Origin of the sequence: Paludibacterium sp. B53371 (assembly GCF_018802765.1) — a bacterium.
In the GTDB taxonomy this organism is placed as follows: Bacteria; Pseudomonadota; Gammaproteobacteria; order Burkholderiales; family Chromobacteriaceae; genus Paludibacterium.
Genome location: NZ_CP069163.1, coordinates 911671 through 933786, shown reverse-complemented (window position 1 = coordinate 933786; position 22116 = coordinate 911671). Strand labels below are relative to the sequence as shown.

The 22116-nt window shown below is 61.8% G+C and carries 22 protein-coding genes and 1 riboswitch; of the genes, 12 read left to right on the top strand and 10 right to left on the bottom strand.

The window, feature by feature from the left end:
* Position 1 precedes the first annotated feature (1 nt).
* Positions 2 to 109: riboswitch (TPP riboswitch) on the bottom strand.
* A 172-nt stretch (positions 110 to 281) separates the two neighbouring features.
* Positions 282 to 1139 carry a hypothetical protein gene (locus JNO51_RS04440; protein ID WP_215781819.1) on the top strand — a complete coding sequence of 286 codons (858 nt, stop codon included), beginning with the start codon at positions 282 to 284 and terminating at the stop codon, positions 1137 to 1139.
* Positions 1140 to 1151: 12 nt separating this feature from the next.
* Here JNO51_RS04440 and JNO51_RS04435 read toward each other — a convergent pair whose 3' ends face one another.
* Positions 1152 to 2063 carry a DMT family transporter gene (locus JNO51_RS04435; RefSeq protein ID WP_215781818.1) on the bottom strand — a complete coding sequence of 304 codons (912 nt, stop codon included), beginning with the start codon at positions 2061 to 2063 and terminating at the stop codon, positions 1152 to 1154.
* Positions 2064 to 2155: 92 nt separating this feature from the next.
* Between JNO51_RS04435 and JNO51_RS04430 the strand changes: the two genes are divergently transcribed.
* Entirely contained in the window at positions 2156 to 2944 is a 789-nt protein-coding gene (locus JNO51_RS04430) for a helix-turn-helix transcriptional regulator (RefSeq protein ID WP_215781817.1), read from the top strand.
* A 92-nt stretch (positions 2945 to 3036) separates the two neighbouring features.
* On the opposite strand, the gene arcD is transcribed toward JNO51_RS04430, so the two are convergent.
* Positions 3037 to 4485 (bottom strand): arginine-ornithine antiporter, encoded by a 1449-nt coding sequence (gene arcD / locus JNO51_RS04425; protein WP_215781816.1) that lies wholly within the window; start codon positions 4483 to 4485, stop codon positions 3037 to 3039.
* A gap of 124 nt (positions 4486 to 4609) precedes the next feature.
* Here arcD and JNO51_RS04420 point away from each other — a divergent pair, with 124 nt between their 5' ends.
* Complete coding sequence (locus JNO51_RS04420; protein WP_215781815.1) at positions 4610 to 5503, top strand: LysR family transcriptional regulator ArgP; 894 nt, start codon at positions 4610 to 4612, stop codon at positions 5501 to 5503.
* A 138-nt stretch (positions 5504 to 5641) separates the two neighbouring features.
* Positions 5642 to 6037 (top strand): hypothetical protein, encoded by a 396-nt coding sequence (locus tag JNO51_RS04415; RefSeq protein ID WP_215781814.1) that lies wholly within the window; start codon positions 5642 to 5644, stop codon positions 6035 to 6037.
* Between the two features lie 5 nt (positions 6038 to 6042).
* Here the strand turns inward: JNO51_RS04415 and JNO51_RS04410 are convergent, their stop codons facing one another.
* Positions 6043 to 6825, bottom strand: a complete 783-nt coding sequence (locus tag JNO51_RS04410; RefSeq protein WP_215781813.1) for an SDR family oxidoreductase — start codon at positions 6823 to 6825, stop codon at positions 6043 to 6045.
* Positions 6826 to 7166: 341 nt separating this feature from the next.
* On the opposite strand from JNO51_RS04410, the gene JNO51_RS04405 reads away from it, so the two are divergent.
* A complete protein-coding gene (locus JNO51_RS04405) occupies positions 7167 to 7364 on the top strand; it encodes a hypothetical protein (protein ID WP_215781812.1) in 198 nt (65 codons plus the stop codon).
* An 11-nt stretch (positions 7365 to 7375) separates the two neighbouring features.
* Here JNO51_RS04405 and JNO51_RS04400 read toward each other — a convergent pair whose 3' ends face one another.
* Positions 7376 to 8098 carry an SDR family oxidoreductase gene (locus JNO51_RS04400; protein ID WP_215781811.1) on the bottom strand — a complete coding sequence of 241 codons (723 nt, stop codon included), beginning with the start codon at positions 8096 to 8098 and terminating at the stop codon, positions 7376 to 7378.
* Between the two features lie 109 nt (positions 8099 to 8207).
* On the opposite strand from JNO51_RS04400, the gene JNO51_RS04395 reads away from it, so the two are divergent.
* Positions 8208 to 9074 carry a LysR family transcriptional regulator gene (locus JNO51_RS04395; RefSeq protein ID WP_215781810.1) on the top strand — a complete coding sequence of 289 codons (867 nt, stop codon included), beginning with the start codon at positions 8208 to 8210 and terminating at the stop codon, positions 9072 to 9074.
* Here the strand turns inward: JNO51_RS04395 and JNO51_RS04390 are convergent.
* Entirely contained in the window at positions 9041 to 9244 is a 204-nt protein-coding gene (locus JNO51_RS04390; protein WP_215781809.1) for a hypothetical protein, read from the bottom strand. The two genes, JNO51_RS04395 and JNO51_RS04390, sit on opposite strands and share 34 nt — an antisense overlap.
* Before the next feature lie 141 nt (positions 9245 to 9385).
* The gene (locus JNO51_RS04385) at positions 9386 to 9583 is read right to left on the bottom strand and encodes a hypothetical protein (protein WP_215781808.1); all 198 of its coding nucleotides are present in this window, start codon (positions 9581 to 9583) and stop codon (positions 9386 to 9388) included.
* Positions 9584 to 9693: 110 nt separating this feature from the next.
* Between JNO51_RS04385 and JNO51_RS04380 the strand changes: the two genes are divergently transcribed.
* Together JNO51_RS04380 and JNO51_RS04375 are read left to right on the top strand one after the other, a co-directional pair.
* The gene (locus JNO51_RS04380; RefSeq protein ID WP_215781807.1) at positions 9694 to 11217 is read left to right on the top strand and encodes a PLP-dependent aminotransferase family protein; all 1524 of its coding nucleotides are present in this window, start codon (positions 9694 to 9696) and stop codon (positions 11215 to 11217) included.
* Between the two features lie 93 nt (positions 11218 to 11310).
* A complete protein-coding gene (locus tag JNO51_RS04375) occupies positions 11311 to 12243 on the top strand; it encodes a hypothetical protein (protein WP_215781805.1) in 933 nt (310 codons plus the stop codon).
* Positions 12244 to 12269: 26 nt separating this feature from the next.
* Here the strand turns inward: JNO51_RS04375 and JNO51_RS04370 are convergent, their stop codons facing one another.
* Positions 12270 to 14207 (bottom strand): methyl-accepting chemotaxis protein, encoded by a 1938-nt coding sequence (locus JNO51_RS04370; protein WP_215781803.1) that lies wholly within the window; start codon positions 14205 to 14207, stop codon positions 12270 to 12272.
* 385 nt (positions 14208 to 14592) lie between these two features.
* Here JNO51_RS04370 and JNO51_RS04365 point away from each other — a divergent pair, with 385 nt between their 5' ends.
* From JNO51_RS04365 to JNO51_RS04350, 4 genes are all read left to right on the top strand, one after another.
* Positions 14593 to 15723: an alpha/beta hydrolase gene (locus JNO51_RS04365; protein ID WP_215781800.1), complete on the top strand. Its 1131-nt coding sequence runs from the start codon at positions 14593 to 14595 to the stop codon at positions 15721 to 15723.
* 190 nt (positions 15724 to 15913) lie between these two features.
* Positions 15914 to 16162, top strand: coding sequence for a FeoA family protein (locus JNO51_RS04360; RefSeq protein WP_215781798.1), 249 nt, complete (start codon positions 15914 to 15916; stop codon positions 16160 to 16162).
* Complete coding sequence (locus tag JNO51_RS04355; protein WP_215781796.1) at positions 16155 to 17990, top strand: ferrous iron transporter B; 1836 nt, start codon at positions 16155 to 16157, stop codon at positions 17988 to 17990. Before JNO51_RS04360 ends, JNO51_RS04355 begins: the two co-directional genes overlap by 8 nt.
* Positions 17987 to 18190, top strand: coding sequence for a FeoB-associated Cys-rich membrane protein (locus JNO51_RS04350; RefSeq protein ID WP_215781793.1), 204 nt, complete (start codon positions 17987 to 17989; stop codon positions 18188 to 18190). The genes JNO51_RS04355 and JNO51_RS04350 overlap by 4 nt, the downstream gene beginning before the upstream one ends.
* Before the next feature lie 60 nt (positions 18191 to 18250).
* Here the strand turns inward: JNO51_RS04350 and JNO51_RS04345 are convergent, their stop codons facing one another.
* The 3 genes from JNO51_RS04345 to JNO51_RS04335 all read right to left on the bottom strand — a co-directional run bounded on the left by JNO51_RS04345 (position 18251) and on the right by JNO51_RS04335 (position 22088).
* Entirely contained in the window at positions 18251 to 18835 is a 585-nt protein-coding gene (locus JNO51_RS04345; protein ID WP_215781791.1) for a hypothetical protein, read from the bottom strand.
* Positions 18836 to 18988: 153 nt separating this feature from the next.
* Entirely contained in the window at positions 18989 to 19165 is a 177-nt protein-coding gene (locus JNO51_RS04340; RefSeq protein ID WP_215781788.1) for a hypothetical protein, read from the bottom strand.
* 73 nt (positions 19166 to 19238) lie between these two features.
* Complete coding sequence (locus JNO51_RS04335; RefSeq protein WP_215781786.1) at positions 19239 to 22088, bottom strand: adenosylcobalamin-dependent ribonucleoside-diphosphate reductase; 2850 nt, start codon at positions 22086 to 22088, stop codon at positions 19239 to 19241.
* Between the last annotated feature and the right edge of the window lie 28 nt (positions 22089 to 22116).

Sequence of the window (22116 nt, the reverse complement as noted above, 5' to 3'; positions counted from 1 at the left end):
CGAACTGTGCCGATCACGCTCCCTACGCTGGTACGAACCAGATCAGGTAATCAGGGTATTTCTCAGCCGACAAGCCCCTGAATGGACGTCGGCACCCCCGGTGACAGTGCGTCATTATACATGTTGTGACGAAGAAGCTGGCATCCTTGACCACGGCCATCCGCCAGCTTGTTTTGCGCCAAATCCAACGTCATAGGCATTTTGTTTGCAAATTGCTTTGTAACAGTTCATTTTTAATGCAGGATAGAGCCCTTGAAGCACACGAGCGACGCAGCACTGGCATGACCACTACCCTTGGCAGACCTTCGGCGATGACCCAACCCGCATCCGAACATGTCGCGGCACAAGCCGCCAGCGCAACGGAAATAAAGGCACCGGAAAGCGATACCGCACTGGCCAACATCGCCATGCCGCTGGGGGAGTCGATTATCAAGTTGCAGCGAGACAGCAGCGTCCTGCTGTACGGCATCCTGCAGCGCAATCGTGCCGTCACCCAGCAATCGGACTTTTTCCGCGTGCAATGCCGCGGTTATGCCATCAACCAAAACGGCAGCTGGGGCGCATTTCCGGAAGACGAGGCGCGCTTTCACGCCAGCCGCAACTGTGCCTGGGTCCGCGTCGACCACCCGAGCCGCTCGATCACCTTTGGCCCCAAGGCGGGCATCCTGATCACCGACACCCTGCAGGGGGCCGGGCTGGATGACTTCCTGTTCGCGGCCGTCATCGCCTGGGTCAAGGGGACCTATCCGGAATACAGCGCCAGCCCCGGCATGCTGATGATTCAGGCCGGTACCAGCGAGTCGGAAAGACTGCACAAACAGGCCTTCTTCGCCAAGCAGGGCTTCGATTTCGAATGGAGCGACGAGCAACAGCGCTCCGGTCTGTATTACAAAGACAAGGTCAACCGGCTGATTGGTGTCTGCGAAAGCACCATGATTGCCGAATTCGGCGGCGAGGCCATTTTGCAGACCCTGATCAAGCAGGACCAGGATCGGCACGAACTGCAGCAACGCATGGAAAAAATCGAATCACTGAACAACGCCGTGCACCAGGCGCTCGACAAGGAGCGCCATACCACCCAGGTGCTGGCCGTGGTGCTGGTCGTGGTGATGATCATCGGCCTGTGGGCGCTGTTGTAAACCGCGCGCCGCTCAGAGCGTTCGCAGCCTGACCGGGGCCATGCCCAGGGGCTGGCGCCAGGTCTGCACCAGCAACACCCCGCCCAGCACCAGCGCCCCACCCACCAGGTGATACGCGTGCAATGATTCGCCCAGCAGCAGGCTGGCAATCGCCACCGTGATCACCGGCATCAGATTCATCAGCGCGGCCGTACGTTGCGGCCCCAGCGCCTGCACCCCGGCCAGCCACAACATCGGCGCCAGCAACGATGCCGGCAAGCCGGCATACAACACCAGCGGCAGGGCGACCAGACGGACACCGGGTGCACCGGCCGCCAGGTAATACACCAGCAGGAACCCCACCGCGCACCAGATTTGCAGGCACAGCGAGGCCCAGCGATTCAGCGCGATCGGCCAGCGCTTGAGCAAAACGCTGTAGGCGGCATAGGCCAGGCAGGCCAGCAGCATGATGCCATCGCCCGGCGCCACCCCCAGCCGCAGCAAGCCCGCCGGATCGCCATGGCTGAGCAGATAGACCAGTCCCACCAGCGACAGGACACCGCCGACCAGATCGCCACGCGTCACCCGCTCGCCCAGCCAGAGGACCGACAGCGCCACCGTCAGCAGCGGCAGCGTGGCCTGCAGCAAGCCCATATTGGTCGCCGTGGTGGTTTTGGCCGCCAGGTAGGCCAGACACTGGTAAGCCACCATGCCCAGGAACCCCAGCAAGACCAATTGCCCGGCATGACGGCGGATCAGCACCCGCTGCGCCAGCCAGTCGCGCCAGACAAAGGGGGTCATGCACAGCGCAGCGATCAGCCAGCGATAAAACGAAATCGCCGCGGCATCAATGCTGCCGGCCGACAACTTCGACACGATGGTATTGCCACCCCAGATCAGCACCGCCAGCAAGGGCAGCACATAGTGTCGGGCAGAAACGCGCATAAGAAATATCCGTCATCACAATGACAGTATTGTCGGCCAGACCGATTCAAGGGATATAATGCAAACCAGACAATCCATACCGAAAGCCTGCCATGCCGGCCAGCAGCGTGCTGTTTCCGCCTGACCTGACGACCCTGCCCTATCCGGTCTATCTGCGACTCAATGAATTTGCCACCAATGACCGCTTTCTCAGCCATCGCCACCCCTGGGGCCAGCTCAGCTATTCCGCCAGCGGCGTGATGGCACTGACCATCGATGGCCGACCATTTCTGGCGCCACCACAATATGGCCTGTGGACGCCGCCGGATCATGAACACGATGCCCACACCCTGCAAGGCGGCCGCCATCATTCGGTCTATATCGATGCCGATTACTGCCGTGACTTGCCTGCGCAACCCTGCGCCCTGCAACTGGGGCCGATCCTCAAGGCGATTCTGGAAGACTTTGCCGCACGCGGACTGAACGTGCCGCAAACCGGGGCCGACCGGCGTCTGACCGATGTACTGCTGGACCAGATGCAACTGGCACGGTGCTCAGACAGCTACCTGCCGGCCAGCAACGACCCCCTGCTGTCACGCCTGCTGAGCGCACTGCAACAAGCGCCGGGCAATAACGACACCCTGGCGCAATGGGCCGACCGGCTGCACAGCACCGAACGCACCCTGGCCAGACGCTTCCAGCGCGAACTGGGACTGAGCTTCAGCGAATGGCGACAACGCCTGAAATATCTGACCGCCTTATCGATGCTGGAGCAGAACCTGAGCGTGCAGCACATTGCCCTGGATCTCGGCTACAGCACCGCCTCGGCCTTCATCGCCATGTTCCAGCGACTGGCCGGCGTGTCACCGGACCAATACCGCCGCCAGCATCCGGCGCAGTAGGCAGACCATGCTCACGACACAAAAAAAGCCGCGGCCTGTGCCGCGGCGAGGGAGCAAAACAACCTTCTTATGACGAACTGAAACCGACCCACTCAGCTCAGGCTGATCTTGCCCTGGGCCAGCATGAAGCAGGCGATCACACCCAGCACGGCCATGAACAGGGCCAGCGCTGCCTCGAAGCCCTTGAAGGGCTTTTCGCCACGTTCCCACTTGGCCCACCAGTAAAAGGCAATCCCCGGGGTATACAGAATCATCGACAGGAACAGGTATTTCAGTCCTGCTGCATAAATCAGCCAGACACAGTACCCCGTTGCCAGCACGCCGATCAGCATGTCGCGATTGCGCGCCCGGCTACCGGCGGGATACCCCTGGCCGCGCAGTGCCACCATCCAGGCATAGCCACCACACAGCAGATAAGGGATCAGCACCATCGAGGTGGCCAGCGACAGCAGGGCCAGGTAACCGGCCGAGCTATACAGCGTCACCAGCAACATCACCTGAATCAGACCATTGGTCAGCCACAGGGCATTGACCGGAGACTGATGGCGGTTGACCTTACCGAACATTTTCGGGAAGACCCCGTCACGCGCGCCCAGGTAAGGAATTTCAGCCGGCAGCATGGTCCAGGCCAGCAGCTCCCCCCCCACCGCAATGATCAGGCAGGCGTTGATCAGATCGGCCCCCCATGGCCCGACGACGTGCTGCAGCACACCGGCGGCAGACGGATTCTTCAGGCCGGCCAGCTGCGGCTGGCTCATGATGCCCAGCGACAGCACCGACACCGCCACCAGCAACGCCGAAGTCAGCAGGAAGCCCACCACGGTGGCACGACCGACATCGCTCTTCTTCAGTGCCCGGGTCGAATACACCGTGGCACCTTCAATACCGATATACACCCAGACCGTCACCAGCATTGAGCCCTTGACCTGGTCCAGCACCGAGCCCAGCTTGACGCTGCCCCAGAAGTCCATGGAAAACGTTTTGACCTGAAAGGCCAGGATCACCACGATGACAAACAGAATCAGCGGCAGAATGCGTGCAATGGTGGTCAGGATATTAACGAAGGCCGCCTCGTGCACGCCGCGCATCACGGTCCAGGTCAACAGCCACAGCAGGATGGACGATGCCAGGATCGACTGCCAGTTATTGCCATCGGCAAACAGGGCGAACGGTTTGAAGCCCGCCAGTGCCGAGAACATCACCACAAACAGCGACACATTGCCGACCCAGCCGGACATCCAGTAGCCCCAGGCCGAGTTGAAGCCCATGAAATCGCCAAAACCGGCACGGGCATAGCCATACACCCCGCCCTCGACATCTGGCTGACGATTCGACAGGTTCTGGAAGACCAGCGCCAGCATGAGCATGCCAAACAGCGTAATGCCCCAGGCAATCATCACGGCACCAGCACCGGAAGTCGCCGCCATATTCTGTGGCAGGGAAAGAATCCCGGCCCCCAACATTGAGCCCATCACCAGGGCGGTCAGTGCCACCAAGCCCAGCTTCTTGGCGCCACGATCTTGCGCTACGGCATCTGTCATTGTCTGACCCCTTATTTTGATTTTCTGGTCTCGCCGCAGTAAAACAGCGTCCTCTAATAATCTAAACGACTAATATACTTGTTGTACAATTCATAATTCTGGATATGGATTAGAGGCGCTAATCATGAGCCTGCGCATTGACTACAAACAGTTGGCCGCCCTGGATGCCGTGATCCGCGAACAAAGCTTCGACAAGGCGGCCCGCAGCCTGCACATCACCCAGTCGGCGGTGTCGCAGCGCCTGTCCCAGCTGGAACACAGTGTGGGGCAGCGCCTGCTGACACGGGCACAACCGATGGCACCGACGGCCCAGGGAGAACACTTGCTGCGCCATGTGCGCCAGGTCGCCTTGCTGGAAAGGGAACTGGAACATCGCATGAATGCCGATGCCGACAGCTATCAGGTGCTGGCGGTCGCGGTGAGTAATGACACCCTGGCCTGGTTTGTCCGCACCTGCATGCAATGGATGCCGTCAACACCACGCACCCTGCTGCAAGTCTATGTCGATGATGAGTCACGCACCCAGCAGATGATGCGCAACGGAACGGTACTGGGCTGCATCAGCCAGCACCCCACCGCCCTGCCCGGCGGGGAGGTCACCGAACTGGGAGCCATGCGTTTTTACTGCGTGGCGACGCCCGCGTTTGCCCGGCAACACTTCCCCCACGGCATGACCGATAGCGCGCTGGCGCGTGCGCCGGCAGTACTGGTCAGCCATGATGATCCGCTGCATTTCGACTTCCTGGCACAACAGCATCCGGACTTTAACGGCGTGTTTCCCTTTCACCTGATCCCGTCAATCAATGAGTTCGTCGATGTCATCACGGCCGGTGCCGGTTTTGGGCTGGTTTCCAGCCTGCTGATCGGCGAGCGGCTGAATCAGGGCGAGCTGGTCGACCTTTGCCCGGCAGCCCCCTTTCACCTGCCCTTGTTCTGGCACCGCTGGGCCATGCAGAGCACGCTGATCAGCCGGCTGACCGATTCGCTGATGGCCGAAGCGCGCCGCTTGCTCGACTGAGGCAGGCAAGCATCGCATTGACATCGGGCGGCGAGATGTTTACCCTGCCCCCTCGCTTTTTGTGGCCCCGCCGGATACCGGTTCCCGCCACAGGGAGCGCGAAGCCTTTCGCCAGAACCTTTCCCGATTCAAGCATCCATGCTCAGAAAGAAAAAAAGCACGCCGGCGCGTGCCTTGCTCATGCAATTGACCGATGAGGAATTTACCCTGCTGGCCGGTCCCTCGGTGGACAGCCAACTGCCGGTGGTATTTGACAATGGCGCCCGGTTCGGCCAGTTAATGGGCGAATGCCTGTTCTGCAAAACCCCGCTGCGCCGCCATGCCCTGCGTGGCCAGGTGACCCGTACCGCAGGCAATCTGTACGCCATCCGGGCCATCGGCATCTGCATCAGCTGCCGCAACCTCACCAAGTTCAATTACCGACTGAACGACAACCTGACCATCACCGAACCGGGCAGCGGCAAGATCATCAGCCAGAGCCTGCCCGCGACCGCTGAACCCAGGAAAAGCAGCCGCTTTTTCTCGGAAGACTAGGGTCCCTAGTCATTGCGCATCAGCTGAAAAGCCACCTTGCGCTGCCAGCTGCGCGGCATGAAACGGTTGAAGAACACCGTCAGGCGGTTGACCCATCCCGGCACCCGGGCCGCCCCCCGGCGACGCAACAGCGCCAGCGCCTGACGCACCACCTCAGGGCTCTGCATCATCACCAGCTTCTGGTACGGCGTGGCTCGCTGACCGGAGACGGCCAGAAACTGCGTCGCCGTGATGCCGGGCGCCACCACACTCACCGTCACGCCGTAGGGACGCAACTCCTCGTGCAGCGCCTCGCCCAGCAGCAGGACATAGGCCTTGCTGGCACTGTAGGCGGCATAAGTCGGCGTCGCCTGGTAAGCCCCGATGGACGACACCAGCAAGATCTCACCCTGCCCGCGTGCCACCATATCGGCCGCGTAGCAATGCGTCAGCTCGGTCAACGTGGAAATATTCAGTTGCAGCATGTCCTGCAGCCGCGGCAAAGGCTGGCGGTGAAACTCGCCATGCACACCAAACCCGGCATTGTTGACCAGGACATCAATCTGCCAGCCCAGCCGGTCTGTCTGCTGCTTGAGCGCAATCGCCGCGCCCGGTTGTCCCAGATCCTGCACCAGTACCTGCACATCGACCTGATAGCGCTGGCGCAGCTCGTCTGCCAGGGCCTGCATCGGCGCTTCGCTGCGTGCCACCAGAACCAGCGCATTCCCCCTGGCCGCCAGTTGGCGTGCGAAGTCGGCCCCCAGACCGCTGGATGCGCCGGTAATCAAGGCGCGACGTGGTTGTGACATGGTAACTCTCCCCGATAATTAATTGACCGACGGTCATTATTCAAACATGAAGCAGCCGATGGCGCCAGAGAACCGAAACGCGACCAGGCCGGTTTGTCTCGCTCTTGCCACAAACCTGTTTGAAATACAGCACATTAAGCTGCTCAAACCTGGGGGAACCGCCCGCGAGGATGGGGCACTGGGCACTCAAAATCTGACAGAAAAAAACAATAGATATGTCAGAAATATAGGAATCCGCCGATGGGACACGACGGACAGCTCCCGGATCATTGCCTGGTTATTCACAAAAACCGCACGCCACCTCAGGGGTAGCGTGCGGGCAATTGATTCTGGAGATTTCAATGACTGGAAAACATCAGCTCGGCGCGCAGATCCTGCGCTGGATCCACCACTTTCAGGCCGTGCGCGCCGCGCGTCATGCACACAGCGCAACCGGCGACGACTACGGCATGCCGCACGGGAACTGCCACTGCAGCTTCTGCGAAGAGTACCGGGATATCAAGGCTCGCAGTCAGGACGACTTGCCGCACAGCCACTGATCCGGGGGAGATCAGGCTGGCTGGCGTGTCGCCGCCAGGACGATTTCCCGAATGCAGACCTGCTGGGGTTGCTCGTAGGCAAAGCGAATGGTTTCCGCCACCGTCTGGGCATTCAGCACCCCGCCCATCTGCTGCTTCCACTCGTTGTAACCCTGCTTGATCGCCGCATCGGTCGTATGCCCGAGCAATTCGGTCTCGACGGCTCCCGGCGCGATGGTGATCACACGAACATCCTGCGCCGACACTTCTTCACGCAGATTCTCGCTGATGGCATGCACGGCAAACTTGGTGCCGCAATAAGCCACATGACTGGGGAAGGTCTTGCGCCCGGCAATCGAACTGATATTGATGATCGTGCCATGGCGTCGCGACACCATGCCGGCGAGCACCGCATGAATCCCGTTCAGCAAACCCTTCACATTCACATCCAGCATGGTCTGCCACTCTTGCGGATCCTGACCGGCCATACTGCCCAGCAGCATCACGCCGGCATTATTGATCAGCAAGTCTGCCGGACCATACAGCGCCTCGGCTTCCTGAACGGCACCGGCCAGGGCAGCGGCATCGGTCACATCCACGGCACGGCAAAGGGTTTGGGGCAAGGCCAGTTGCTGCAGGCGCTCCAGTCGGCGCGCCAGCAGCAGCAGCGGGTAGCCGCGCTCGGACAGCAGGCGGGCCGTGGCTTCGCCGATACCCGAGCTGGCACCGGTAATGATGACGAGAGGCTTTTGCATGATGACTCCTGAAATAGATAAAGACGATAACAAAGAATGGAATGCAGTATAATTTAGCCAAAACAAGCTGAAAAATACTGTTTTTCTAGAACAGACATCGAAAATATCTATGGATATCCGCCAGCTCAAAGCCTTCATCGCCGTCTACGAAGAGCGCAATATCAGCAGCGCGGCACTGCGCCTGCACCTGAGCCAGCCAACCTTGTCCGTGACCATCCGGCAACTGGAAGCACGGCTGGGCACCACCCTGTTCCTGCGCCAGACCCGTGGCGTGGCGATCAGCGATGCCGCACGCCAGCTTTACCCGCGCGCGCGCAAACTGGTCGCCGATGCCGAGGCGCTGGATGGACTGTTTTGCGCGGACAGCGAGCCCTGCAAGCTGCTGACCCTGGGCATGGAGGGCGAACCGGGTCCGGCACAGATCGAATCCATCCTGCGACTGGCACACCGCAGCGACCCTTTGCTGCAACTGACGTTGCGGCAAGGCTGTCAGGGAGAAGCACGGCTGGCCCCCGAGAGCCTGCGCTGCGAGGAGGAGTTGTTTCTGCCTTTGTGGGAAGAGCCCTTCGTACTGGTACTGCCCCATGACCACCCGCTGGCCAGCCGCGCGGCAATTGCCCATGCCGATCTGACCGGGGTGGACTGGATCGCCTGTCCCGGCCATGACTCCCATCCGGTGCTCATGGCCTGGTACAACCAGCCAGAGCATCAGGTGCCCTGCTTTGCCGCTCAGGCGGATAACTTCACCCTGGCCCTGTCACTGGTGGCCACCGGCATTGGCGTGGCGCTGCTGCCGCAATCTCTGGCGGCCGGGAGACCGGATCTGGCGCTGCGTCCCCTGACCGGAAATGCCCCTCATCGCCGTGTCGGACTTTGCTACAACGAAACGGCCAGAGCCAACCCGGCTCTGGCCGCACTGATCGATCAACTCAACGCACTGCCTCAATCGTCGTCGAACGAGATCGGCATGCACTGACTGCACTGCACCCCTTGCGGGCAAGAGCAAGCGACCGGCAAGGCTTTGGTACGTTGCATCACGGCCACGACACGCTTGTCATGCAAGGCCTCATTGATCTGCAGGCCCATGCCCCAATACCATCCCTGGCCCACCGCCTGACGCTGACGGCGAAATTTTTCTCCAATCATTCTGCTTTCTCCTTTTTCTTTATCCCGGAAAGCAGATACAGCCGGAAGGTTCTCTCCTCTGTTTTTTTAGACCTTCCGTTCCACCTGATCCTGTCCTGACCCGGCGGAGGCCGATCTGCCCGTCACAACGCTGCCCTGCCCTCAAACAGGCGGCAGTTTGGCAGCCCGGCGGGAAGACAGACACTGGCACATGCGCCATCCTCCCTGCCGATCCTGCAGGCCCTCGCCCAAAGCTTCGACATCGGGGCGAAAAGACCGACCGACATGGCTGACCATGCCGATGTACCACTGATTTAACAATAAGTTAGCCAGGCCACGGAATGCCAAGAATTTTTTCATTTTCGCGCTCCCCATGAATATTACTTGACGCACAGTAAGCCTAAACGCATAGTGGATCACCAAGAAGCACCACTTATATGTTTTTACAATAGACCACTTTGCAGACCGCTATGCGTACCGTGAAAACCCTCGACATCCCGCTACTCGACAATCCCTCCCTGACCGGACTGACCCGTCAGGACCAGGTGTATCGCAGCCTGCGGCAGGCGATTCTCGAGGGACGCTTGCGCCGCGGCGTACAAGTCCCCTCCAGCCGCGAGCTGGCCAGCCGCTGGTCCCTGTCTCGCGGCACCATCGAGCAGGCCTACGAGCGTCTGGCGATCGAGGGCTATCTGGAGCGGCGCCAGGGTGCCGGCACCTTTGTGGCGGCACAGTTGCCCGAACACTTCCTGCTGCCCGACACGCCGTGCAAGGTGCGCAATAGCCCGACGTCTCCCGTACCGGACAGCAAGCCGGCCCCGCTGCCCGACACGCACGGCATGGCGCCCTGCGGGCCCGGCCCGGCACGCCAGGCATTCATCGCCCGCTCGGCAGACCCCTTGCTGCTGGATATGGCCAGGTGGCGCCAGCATCTGTCCCGGGCGACGCGCAGTATTGAGGTGGACGACATGCATCTGATGCAATTTGGCGGGCTGGCCCGCCTGCGCCAGGCGGTAGCCGTCTATGTGAAGGGCGTGCGCGGCATTGAGTGCCGGGCAGAAGATGTCGTGATTACTACCGGCATTCGCCAGGCCCTGAGCCTGGTGGCAGGACTGCTGCCGGCAGGCGCGCGCGTGGCGATCGAAGACCCGACCTATCGTCAGGCGCGGGAAATTTTTGAATCCCGCGGTCTGGCCCTGCAGCCGACCCCCGTCGATCAGGAGGGGATTCGCGTCGAGGCGCTGGGCAACACCCCCTGTGCCGCGGTCTATGTCACGCCGGCACACCAGTCTCCGCTGGGGTATACCCTGAGTGCATCCCGCAGGGCAGCCTTGCTGGACTGGGCCCGGCATCATGGCAGCCTGATCATCGAGGATGACTATGACAGCGAATACAACTATCTGAAATCGCCGCCACCGGCATTGAAATCCAGCGACAGCGCTGACCATGTGCTGTTCTGTGGCAGCTTCAACAAGCTGCTCTACACCTCTTTGCGTATCGGCTTCATGATCGTGCCGCAAAGCTGGCGGGCCGCGTTGATTCAGCGTCTGTATGCCACCGGCGCCCACCCCGGTCTGATCGAGCAGCAGGCCCTGGCCTCCATGATCGAATCCGGCGACCTGTACGCCCATATCCGCCAGGCGCGGCGCACCTATCAGCGTCGGCGCGACATCGTGATCCAGACATTGTCCCGCTGGATCGAACGCCCGCATCTGTCCGGCGAGCACTGCGGCTTTCATTTCGTGCTCTGGCTGCCGGCCTCGCTCAACGATCAGCAGATCGCCGCCGAATTGGCGGCACAGGGCCTGCCGGTTCGTGCCCTCTCCGCCCTGGCACTGCTTGACCGCTATCCGCCGGGGCTGCAGCTGGCCTTCGCCTCGATCTCCGATGACGTCCTGCGCGATGCCAGCAACCGACTGGGCGCGCATTTGCAGCGACATTGGCAGCAGAAACCTCAGCCTCGCCCGTGCCTGCAGGCCTCACAACTGGCCTGACAGCAAGGCAGGGGACGGCAGCATGGCCAGAGATTCACTCAAGATCATCGCCATTCGGCCGATAAACGATTGTCATCAGAATTTGTAAAAAATATGCTTATTCGTATTCTCTCCCAACCGATTGTCGTGTCGACCAGCCAAAGCAGCCGTACCACGACATCCGCGGAACCAGCCAAGACCGTCAACTCGGCCAGCCAGGATCAGGTCACCCTGAAGAGCGTGTTGGGTCAGACCATCTCGCAATGGGAAACGGCCATGGCCCAGTATCAGCAGGTGGCCAAGAAAAACCTGGCCACTTTGCAGCGCAGCAATCGCAGCAGCCGGCGCGCGGCGCTGGCACAACGTGCCGAGAATCTGAAACAGCGGGTCAAAGCCTTGCAGCAGATGATGAGCATGGCCTCATCCCATACCGCCAAAGGACTGGCGCAAGAGCTCTCCAGGCTGGCCAAGGAACTCAAGTCCCTGGCTTCCGAGCTGAAGTCACTCAGTGGCGGCAGTAGCGGCGGGGGCAGCCAGCCGATCAACTTCAGTGTGGCCGGCCAGACAGACGAAGGCAGTTCGGAGACAACAGACAGTGGCGACAGCACGGCGGACATCAGCAGTGCCAGCATCGACACCAGTCTGCCCGAGGTGACCAGCAATGTATCGGCCGATGCCGGGACGACCACAGAGGCCGGAACGGACAGCAGCGAAGCGGTCGACAGCAGCGGGCAGGACAAGACGGATGCGACGGTGAGCCATCAGGCGGGCAGTAACAGTGAGGCGGCGGCAGATGCCCAGGAAAAGATGGCGGATGCCAGTCTGGCCAACGCCCTGCAGGAGCTGGCCGCCAAGCTCAAGGGCATGCGCAATATGCTTAAGGCACTGGTACGCGAGCAGCCGGGCGGCAAGAAGCTGATGGACGACATTGACCGTGATTTCAACGATATCGACAAGGCGATGGCCGATATTAACGACAATACCAGCCAGGCCGAACTGACCGGCGATAGTGGCGGCAGTGGCGGGCAGATCGACGTCAGTGCCTGACGCCGGGCCGGCCCGCCGGCAGCCGTTTACAGCCTGAATCCGCCCACCACCTGCTCCAGCGTGCGCGACAGATCAGCCAGATGCACGATCACCTGGCTGGCCTGGCGGATTTCGACATCGCCCTGCTGCACCTGCACCGACATCTGTTCGGCATGGCGTGCCATGTCTTCGGTCGCACGCGACTGTTCGCTGGCGGCATCACGGATCTCGCCCGCCTGACGAATGACGGCCTGCATGCTCTGCTGAATGGCGGCAATGTGGCTTAGCGCGGCATCGACCAGCAACACCCCGCTCTGCACCGACTCATTGGTCTGTGCCACACCTTGCAGCGCCTGGGACGAGGCGTCGCGCATCGAAGACACAATCTGGTCAATTTCCACCGTGGCCTGGCTGGTGCGTTCGGCCAGCTTGCGTACCTCATCGGCCACCACAGCAAAGCCGCGACCCTGCTCCCCGGCACGCGCCGCCTCAATGGCGGCATTGAGTGCCAGCAGATTGGTCTGATCGGCAATATCCTTGATGACCCCGGCAATGCTGCCGACCTGCCCGGAGCGGGACTCCAGGTCGCCCACCAGCTGCGTCACCCCGTCCATGGACTGGGCGACCGTACCAATCTCGCCGGATACCTTGCGCACCGAGTCGGTACTCTGATCGGTCAACGCCCCGGCATCGGCAATGATCCCGGCAGTCGCATGGCTGCTCTGGGCAATATGAGAAATGCTGACCGTCATCTGTTCGATGGTGGCCGCCGTGGCTTCCGCCATGTCGGCATTGGCGCGCGACCCCTGCTCCAGCCGCACATTCATCTGGGACAACTGCTCGACACCGGCGCCCAGCAGCCGGGACTGATCGCGGACCCGCAGGAACATCGCGTGCAGTTGCGCCATGAAGGCATTGAAGGCCTCGGCCACCTGGCCAGACTCGTCGCCACTCTCCACCGGCAGGCGCATGGTCAGATCGCCGTGCCCGGAAGTCAGGGAGCGCATGGCGTCGCGCAGCTGGGCAATCGGCCGGGTAATGCTGCCCGATACGGTAAAAATCAGCAGCAGCGCGACCGCCAGCACCAGAACATCCAGCAGGGCCAGCCACAGCATGGTGTGGCTCAGGGCCCCATAGACTTCGTCTTCCGGAATCTGCACCACCACAAACCAGTTGGCACTCGGCAGGTAACTGGAAGCCACCACCATCGGACCATCCGGCCCGGTGAAATGCGCCAGATTGAAGGCGGTCTTGTTCAGCAGCCCGGCAGCAACGTCCGCCATGCCCGGCAGGCTGGCCATGGCGACTTTGTCCCCCACCTTGACCAGTGACGGGTCGCGATGAATCTGGATCTTGCCCTGATCATCCACCACGAACACCTGTCCCTTGTCGCCAACCGCCATCTTGCGGATGCGCTCGGCCATGGCGGTCACGTCAAAGCCCAGTGCGGCAATGGAACGATGGCCATGCGCGTCATGCGCCAGGACATCAACAAACATCATCACCTGACTCTTGCCGTCTTCAACCCCGAGGTTGAACTCGCTGTCTCGCCCACTGGCCAGAAAATCCTTGAACCATTTGTCGGCACCGTCCGGATGCACCTTGACCAGGAAGGTATCGCCATAATTGTTCAGCGTGGCTTCGGACGACCAGGAAATGATGCTGGCACCGGTCGCCTTCTTCACCTCGGCGGCATAGTGCTGGAAAGCCGGCACACCGCTGGCCGGCTCTCCGGCACTCAACCAGTCCAGCACATAGCTGTTGCGCGCCATCTGGCGGGTCTGGTGCAGCGGCAAGGCCACAGCCGCATCGATATCATTGCGGATGGCTTCCACCGTTTTGACCAGCTCGTGCTGCTCCAGCCGCTCGGTCAGCACACTGCGGAACAGATGCGCCGAGACCAGCGCCAGCACCAGCAGCGATGCCGTCAGGATCACCGCCACACTGATCAGGATTTTTTGTCTGATCGACCAATTCTTGAACATCCGGAAACTCCCCTCACAAACCCGGCAGGCCAGATTGGCGCCACCATTTTTCTTTATGTGAAGATATTATCGCATGATGTGTGCAAAACGGGCGTCCTGCAGAGAAAAACCCTCGCAGGCCAGGAGGGAGGCGCCTTGCCATGTCGGCAAAGCGGTTGTCGTCAACAGGCAATGCCATTAGCATGGCGGCACCAAGACTCGCCGTACTCGCCACGACGTCACGCACCTCAAGCGCGTCGCCGCCGCGTACTGACCATTATCAAGTTGTCATGATAGTGAATTTATTATCATAATAAGCCGCCTTTAACCGCATTCGCGCAATGCCGTTGCCTGCCCGCGTCGTTTGACGCCATATGCAGGCCATCAGCAAGGGACTTGAAACTGCATGTTTACCTTTGATCTGGACTACCGGGCGCTGTTTGACGAACGTGCCTGGCAACTGAAAGCCCAGGGGATTTCCGGCAAATCGCTGCGCCAGGTGCGCAGCCATGTCACCAACTTCTGGGGCACCGGTCCGGGGGCCTGGACACATGAGTGGACCTTGCATGCCATGCAGGCCGAACGCGCCGGGCGCTGGCTGGAGGCCTCGGCCTGCCACGGTGCGGCGCGCTTCCCGGTCATCAACACACCGGAACGGCAGCAGGCGCTCGCCGACCAGATCCGCTGCTATCTGCGCGCGGCCCCCGAATTTCCCTGTCATTTCAGCCGCAAGACACTGACGGTGCAGTTGCCGACCGGCGCTGCGCAGATCATGGTGCACCTGTTCGAACCGGCGAAAACCACCCGTCGCCCGCGCCCCCTCCTCTGCCTCAGTGGCGGCGTGTACATCGGCAAATTCGAGCTGCACAAACTGGCACTGACACTGGCGCGTTTCGGTGGCATGCGTGTCTGTGTGCTGGACATGCCCGGCACCGGAGAGACCACCCTGCCGCTGCAACCGGAGAGCCACCTGGTCTACGAGCAGGTCATCCAGCAGTTGCGCGACCCCGAAGCCCGTTGCGGCATGCTCGGCATCAGCATTGGCGGACACTGGGCGGCCAAGCTGGCGATGCTCGGCAGTGTCGATGCGGCGGTCGACATCGGCGGTCCGGTCGGCTTCGACACCCAGCCCGGCGCCAGCCCGCTGGCACTGAACAATGCCCTGACCGGGACCATCGCCAATGCCATGCAACTGGCGGAGATGCCGGATGACTCGCAGGCGCGGCAACTGGTACAGGAGTTTTCCCTGGCACACCAGGGACTGCTCGCGGGGGCCCCCAGGGTGCCGCTGCTGGTCATCAACGGCAGCAATGATCCCTATGTCAGCCGTCAGGACACGCTGGGCTTTGCCGGCAAGGACAATGCCGAGATCTGGCTGATCGACCGAGCCGGTCATTGTGCCGCCGAGCAGTTCGTCCGGCTGGTGCCGGGCGTCATGCTCTGGCTGCGACAACGTCTGAATGTCCCTGCCGGGCTGGGCTCGCCGGTCAGCCTGCTGGGCAAGGTGCTGATGCCAAGACGCAAGGTTCTGGCCTGAGCGCCGCGCATCGCGCCCGCTGCGGCGGGCGCGATCTTTGCTGACCATTCCCGCACGGGTGCGAACCCGCAACACCCGGTACCCTGCGGCTTGACCGACATCAAGCAAGCGGCAATTCCCCCACAGCAAGTATTGCCAATCGGGTCTTGGCTGGAAGATAATGAGAACGATTATTATTTAAGACCGCGCCATGACGCTTACCGACCTCCCCACCCACGCCCAGGCCATCGTCGACCATGTCGACGATGTTCATTCACCCGACACCATTTCCCAGCGCCTGCGCGACCTCGGTTTCGTACCGGGTGAACCGGTGCGCGTGGTGGCCCGAGCCCCCTGGGGCGGCGATCCGCTGCTGATCCAGATCGGCTCGACGCGCTTTGCCCTGCGCCAGGCCGAGGCTCGCCGCGTGGTCATCAACCGGGAGACCGCCCATGACTGAGGCAGCACTGCGTATTGCCCTGGTGGGCAACCCCAACTGCGGCAAGACCGCCTTGTTCAATCAACTGACCGGTGCCCGTCAGAAGGTGGCCAACTACGCCGGTGTCACGGTCGAGCGCAAGGAAGGCCGCTTTACCGCGCCCTCCGGTCGCAAGATCCGCCTGCTGGATTTGCCCGGCGCCTACAGTTTCGAATCCGCCAGTCCGGATGAGCGCATCACGCGCGACGTGCTGATGGGGCAATACCCGGGAGAAGCCATTCCGGACATGATCGTCTGTGTCGCCGATGCCACCAACCTGCGCCTGCACCTGCGTTTCGTGCTGGAGGTCCAGCGCCTGGGCCGGCCGATGGTGCTGGCGCTGAACATGATGGATGCCGCGCGCCGTCGTGGCATCCACATTGATGTTGAAGCGCTGTCGCACCGCCTGGGCATGCCGGTGGTGCAGACCGTTGCTGTGCGCCGTGGCGGGGCTCGTGACCTGATCGCGCTGGTCGATCAGGGCATCCCGGCCCATGACGCCGAAGCCCGTGCCGGCGACGGGCAGGATGTGCACGAAGCCGTACGCGACCTGCTGCGCACCACCGTCACCATGCCGCATGCCTCGGACAGAATGGTCGATACCATTGACCGCTGGACCCTGCACCCGGTCATCGGACCGATCATCCTGGCGGCGGTAATGTTCCTGGTTTTCCAGGCGGTGTATTCGCTGGGCAAGCCGCTGACCGATGCCATTGGCGATGGCTTTGACGGATTGAGCCAACTGGTCGGCGCCAGCCTGCCGGATGGTCCGCTGCGGGGCCTGATCTGCGATGGCGTCCTGGCGGGTCTGGGCACGGTACTCGGCTTCCTGCCGGAAATCCTGGTGCTGTTCTTCTTCATCCTGGTACTGGAAGAGTCGGGCTACCTGCCGCGGGCAGCCTTCCTGCTGGACCGCCTGATGGTTTCCGTCGGTCTGACCGGCCGCTCGTTCATCCCCCTGCTGTCGAGCTTTGCCTGCGCGATTCCCGGCATCATCGGCACGCGCAGCATTACCGATGCGCGCGACCGCTGGACCACCATTCTGGTCGCCCCGCTGATGACCTGCTCGGCGCGCCTGCCGGTCTACGCGCTGCTGATTGGTGCCTTCATCCCGACCATCAAGGTCTGGGGGCTGTTCAATCTGCAGGGGCTGGTCCTGTTTGCGCTCTACATGCTGGGCATCGTGGGTGCCATGGTCGTGGGCTGGATCTGCAAGAAGCTGGGCCGCGACCAGAGCGAACACGCACTGCTGATGGAGCTGCCGGCCTATCGCCTGCCGCAGGCGCGCGACGTGGCCATCGGACTCTGGGAGCGTGGCAGCATTTTCCTGCGTCGTCTGACCGGGGTGATTCTGGCGCTGACCGTGGTGATGTGGTTCATTTCCACCTTCCCTTCGCCGCCTGCCGGCGCCGTCGGTCCGGCCATCGACTACAGCTTCGCCGGCTATCTGGGCCGCGCACTGCAGCATGTGTTCGAGCCGCTGGGCTTCAACTGGCAGATCACCCTGTCGCTGATTCCGGCCTTTGCCGCCCGGGAAACCGCCGTGGCCACCCTGGCCACCGTCTATGCCGTCGGCAGTGATGCGGATGTCAGCTCGCTCGGTCACGTCCTGGCCAGCCACTTCTCGCTGGCCAGCGCGCTGGCGCTGATGGTGTGGTTCGCCTTTGCCCCGCAATGCATGTCCACCCTGGCGGTCATCCGCCGCGAGACCGGCTCCTGGCGCAAGGTCATCCTGTCATTCAGCTATATGTTTGTCGTGGCCTATGTGCTGGCGCTGGCCACTTACCAGATAGCGAGGGCCCTGCTATGAGTCACGGACTGTGGATGCAATACGTCATCATCGGCCTGCTGGTGGTCGCCAGCGTGGTGTATACCGTGCGCAAGCTGCACAAGAGCGCCAGAACCGGTGACTGCGCCGGTGGCTGCAGCAGCTGCAACAGTTGCGGCAGCCCGCAGGAGGACGCCACCACGGCGCCGGTCACCCTGCACCGCCCCCCTGGCAAACAATGAGTTCTGCCACATAAAAAAACAGGCAACCGTTCGGTTGCCTGCTTTTTTGATGCGAGCGCATCAGCCGTAGAGATACCCCTGATCCACCTGAACGATCTGCTCCAGCGTGACCGAAGGCGACACCCCGCGCAGGATGGCAAAATCCACGACATCGCAGCGGCGACTGTCGTCGTCGGCGCAATCTGCGGTATCGATCATCGAGGGATTGGAACGCATCTGGATGACGTAGTCACCATCGCGCTGCACACCTTCAAAAATCCGCTGTGCATCGCGCGAGAGAAAATAACCGCTGTGGTAACCGGTCACCAGTACGGCGCCGGTTTCCTCATCCTCGGCATAAATCGGCGCCCGCTGCAGACCATGAATCACCAGCTTGTCTTCCCCCTGCTGAAAATGCGTCACCACCGTGGGCGGCACGCGATTTTCCAGAATGGAGAAGAAGCGCCCTGAACCTTCGCCATAATAGCCCTGCGCATGTTCGGTCAGACTGGCGGGGATTTCCACCGTCTGGGCCCGTCCGGCCTCGCCCAGATCAATCTGCAGATGGGGCCGGTTGACCAGAACCTGATCGACACGGCTCGCGTCGACATTGCCCGGTGCATACGTTTCGTCATGCACGTTACTGCGTTTGCTGCGTTCTGACATGATACGTCTCCTGTCCAGTCGTTGAATGCTGCCATCAGCCCGGCCAATCTAAACAAGCCGGGGAAACTTGCAGAGCGGCCAACAGCGCTTCATCACGTCAGAATCATTACCGTCTAGCGACAGGGTTTGGCGACCGACCCCAGAGAAAGCGGATCAGTCGAACAGATCTGCCTCATCCACGGCGGGCTCGCCCCCCTGCTGTGCGGCACGCTCCCTGGCCTGCAAGGCCTGCCAGGCTTCTTCGGTCAGGGCATGACTGCCATCACAGTATTCACGCCGGCCACAGCCGCAGCGGCCGATATCAGCCGGATTGTCCTTCACACGCATCATGTTGTTTTCTCCTTGTTGACGATAAAAAGCCCGCCGTCCGCAAGGACGACGGGCCGGGAACCGCGAGACAGGATCAGCCGCAGGCGCCCACGTGGCCGCAGGCCGTGCAGAACTCGCAGCCGTCGCGCTTGATCAGCGCGTGATTGCCGCACTCAGGGCACGGCTTGCCCGCAACCGGCTTCATCTGCTCAACATTGCCGTCTTCGAACAGATCGCCCTGCTCCGGCACCATCACGCCCATGTTCTCCACCGGGAAGCCCTCTTCGGTCAGGATGCCGAGCATGGCGTAACGATGGATCACCAGACGCGCCATATAGGCGACGGTCGACGGCCAGCTCTGCGACTTCTCGCTGTCCGGCGTACGGGCGAAGAAATCGCCCTGCGGCTCGGCATAGCTCAGCAGCTTGCGCAGCTTCATGCCGATCCAGGCCGGATCGATGACACGCATGTCCATGGACAGCATCTTGCACAGGCCATCCAGCTCACGCGGATAGCTGCCGGCCATCCACATGGAGAACGGACGACGCTGGCCCGTCGGCAGCACCAGTTCCTTGAGGAACAGCACGAAGTCATCACCGGTCTGCGGATTGGCAATGTCCACCGACCAGCTCATGGTGCCATCGGTGCCGGACTTCGGCTCCTTGCGGGCGAACATGGCGTCGATCACCGGCGTCGGTTCCCCTTCCTGCGCCGCCAGCGCGCCCAGCTCCTCAACGCGGAAACGCACGATATGCCCCAGCGCGGCAGCCGCACTGCTGGCATGCAGCAGCTTGTCGCCCAGCTCGACGGTATAGCGCTTGTCGCCGAAGGTCTGCGCCAGCGACTCCAGCTTCATGCTCAGCCACTCGACGTCACGGCAGCGCATGTCCATCGACAGGGTCTTGGCGACAGCGCCCAGACCGCGCGGCTGCTCGTTGCCGTTCACCCAGCACTCGAACGGCTGCTTGTGACCGTTTTCGACGTGTCCGATGAAGACGGCAAAGTCACCGCTGTCATGCTCGACCATATAGGTCCAGGACGGATTGCCCTGCTTGAGCTTGGGACGATGCGGCCACTTCAGGCTCGCCAGAGCCGGACTCGGCGCACTGTTCAGGGTGATGCGACGATCCGGATCCCCCTCCTGGCTGGCAGACAGATCCTGCGGGGTTTCCTTGGCCGGCTCAACCGACAGCACGGACCCGAGCACATTGTTCGGCCGGTAAGTGGTAATCCCCTTCAGGCCGGCACGCCAGGCCTGCATGTACAGCGACTCGAAATCGCCAAACGGGTAATCGGCCGGGACGTTGACGGTCTTGGAGATGGCGGTATCGATGAACGGTGCCACGGCAGCGACCATCTGCATGTGGTCCAGAGCGCTCATGTCCAGCGCCGAGACAAAGTAGTCCGGCAGGTTCTTCACGTCGCCGCCCAGCATGCGATAGACACGATAGGCGTGGTCTTCCACCAGATATTCCTGCGTGGTGCCGTCGGCCATGCGCTTCTTGCGGGTATAGAACCAGGAGAACGGCGGCTCGATACCATTGGAGGCATTGTCGGCAAAGGCCAGCGAGATGGTGCCGGTCGGCGCGATCGACAGCAGGTGCGAGTTGCGGATGCCGTGCTGACGGATGCGATCCTTGATGGCGTCCGGCAGGCGGCTGGCGCAATGCGGTTCGGCCAGGTATTGGTCGGCATCGAACAGCGGGAAAGCCCCCTTCTGGATGGCCAGATCGACCGAGGCATCGTAGGCGGCATTGCGCATCACTTCGGAGACACGGGCCGCAAAGCGACGGCCGGCTTCGCTGTTATAGGCAATCTTCAGCATGATCAGCGTATCGCCCAGGCCGGTGAAGCCAAGGCCGACACGGCGCTTGTTCTGTGCTTCGCGCTCCTGTTCCGGCAACGGCCAGACGGTCAGATCCAGCACATTGTCCAGCATGCGGATCGAACTGCGCACCACGCTTTCAAAGGTGGCCTCGTCAAACGAGGGTGCCTCGCCGAACGGATCGCGCACGAAGCGGGTCAGGTTGATCGAGCCCAGATCGCAGCAGCCATAATCCGGCAGCGGCTGCTCGCCGCAGGGGTTGGTCGACTCGATGACTTCGCAGTAGCTCAGGTTGTTGTCGCGATTGATCTTCGACATGAACAGCACGCCGGGTTCGGCATGGTCATAGGTCGAGACCATGATCTGCTGCCACAGATCACGTGCACGCACTTCACGATAGACCCACAGACCGTCGTCACGGCGGAAGCTGTCCGGGAAAGCCTTGGAGGAAGGTTCGACGGCATGCACCAGCTGCCAGGTGAGATCCTGATCCACTGCCTGCATGAAATCATCGGAAACGCCGACCGAGATGTTGAAGTTCTTCAGATCGCCGTGGTCCTTGGCGTGAATGAACTCCTCGATATCCGGATGGCTGCAATCCAGCACGCCCATCTGGGCACCACGACGCGCGCCGGCGGACTCGACGGTCTCGCAGCTGCGGTCGAACACACGCATGTAGGAGACCGGGCCGGAGGCGCGACTGTTGGTACCCTTGACGCGCGCACCCTTGGGACGGATGCGGCTGAAGTTGTAACCGACGCCACCACCGCGGCGCATGGTTTCCGCGGCCTGCAGCAGCGCGGAATAGATGCCGACCTTGCCGTCGATGGCCTCGCTGACCGAGTCGCCGACCGGCTGGACGAAGCAGTTGATCAGGGTGGCACGCAAATCGGTGCCGGCTGCGGAGTTGATGCGACCGCCGGGAATGAAGCCGCCTTCCAGCGCGATGTAAAACTCTTCCTCGAAGCGCGCCGGATCCTGCTCCAGCGCCGCCAGTGCGCGTGCCACACGACGACGCACTTCGGACACATCGCTCTCACCGTTCTTGGCATATTTCTCCAGCAACACTTCGCGGGAAATATCCTGCTCGGTCATGGCAGCTACGTTTTCCTGTTTCACGGCTTGGTCCTCTCATCACATCCGCAAG

Excerpts from the sequence above, each read along its gene's own strand:
- JNO51_RS04340 (WP_215781788.1), bottom strand. The coding sequence starts at position 19,165 with ATGATGCGTGTGAAGGACAATCCGGCTGATATCGGCCGCTGCGGCTGT.
- JNO51_RS04395 (WP_215781810.1), top strand. The coding sequence starts at position 8,208 with ATGGATATCCGCCAGCTCAAAGCCTTCATCGCCGTCTACGAAGAGCGC.
- JNO51_RS04410 (WP_215781813.1), bottom strand. The coding sequence starts at position 6,825 with ATGTCACAACCACGTCGCGCCTTGATTACCGGCGCATCCAGCGGTCTG.
- JNO51_RS04420 (WP_215781815.1), top strand. The coding sequence starts at position 4,610 with ATGAGCCTGCGCATTGACTACAAACAGTTGGCCGCCCTGGATGCCGTG.
- JNO51_RS04370 (WP_215781803.1), bottom strand. The coding sequence starts at position 14,207 with ATGTTCAAGAATTGGTCGATCAGACAAAAAATCCTGATCAGTGTGGCG.
- JNO51_RS04365 (WP_215781800.1), top strand. The coding sequence starts at position 14,593 with ATGTTTACCTTTGATCTGGACTACCGGGCGCTGTTTGACGAACGTGCC.
- JNO51_RS04375 (WP_215781805.1), top strand. The coding sequence starts at position 11,311 with ATGCTTATTCGTATTCTCTCCCAACCGATTGTCGTGTCGACCAGCCAA.
- JNO51_RS04350 (WP_215781793.1), top strand. The coding sequence starts at position 17,987 with ATGAGTCACGGACTGTGGATGCAATACGTCATCATCGGCCTGCTGGTG.
- JNO51_RS04380 (WP_215781807.1), top strand. The coding sequence starts at position 9,694 with ATGCGTACCGTGAAAACCCTCGACATCCCGCTACTCGACAATCCCTCC.
- JNO51_RS04435 (WP_215781818.1), bottom strand. The coding sequence starts at position 2,063 with ATGCGCGTTTCTGCCCGACACTATGTGCTGCCCTTGCTGGCGGTGCTG.
- JNO51_RS04440 (WP_215781819.1), top strand. The coding sequence starts at position 282 with ATGACCACTACCCTTGGCAGACCTTCGGCGATGACCCAACCCGCATCC.
- JNO51_RS04385 (WP_215781808.1), bottom strand. The coding sequence starts at position 9,583 with ATGAAAAAATTCTTGGCATTCCGTGGCCTGGCTAACTTATTGTTAAAT.
- JNO51_RS04405 (WP_215781812.1), top strand. The coding sequence starts at position 7,167 with ATGACTGGAAAACATCAGCTCGGCGCGCAGATCCTGCGCTGGATCCAC.
- arcD (WP_215781816.1), bottom strand. The coding sequence starts at position 4,485 with ATGACAGATGCCGTAGCGCAAGATCGTGGCGCCAAGAAGCTGGGCTTG.
- JNO51_RS04430 (WP_215781817.1), top strand. The coding sequence starts at position 2,156 with ATGCCGGCCAGCAGCGTGCTGTTTCCGCCTGACCTGACGACCCTGCCC.
- JNO51_RS04360 (WP_215781798.1), top strand. The coding sequence starts at position 15,914 with ATGACGCTTACCGACCTCCCCACCCACGCCCAGGCCATCGTCGACCAT.
- JNO51_RS04390 (WP_215781809.1), bottom strand. The coding sequence starts at position 9,244 with ATGATTGGAGAAAAATTTCGCCGTCAGCGTCAGGCGGTGGGCCAGGGA.
- JNO51_RS04345 (WP_215781791.1), bottom strand. The coding sequence starts at position 18,835 with ATGTCAGAACGCAGCAAACGCAGTAACGTGCATGACGAAACGTATGCA.
- JNO51_RS04355 (WP_215781796.1), top strand. The coding sequence starts at position 16,155 with ATGACTGAGGCAGCACTGCGTATTGCCCTGGTGGGCAACCCCAACTGC.
- JNO51_RS04400 (WP_215781811.1), bottom strand. The coding sequence starts at position 8,098 with ATGCAAAAGCCTCTCGTCATCATTACCGGTGCCAGCTCGGGTATCGGC.
- JNO51_RS04415 (WP_215781814.1), top strand. The coding sequence starts at position 5,642 with ATGCTCAGAAAGAAAAAAAGCACGCCGGCGCGTGCCTTGCTCATGCAA.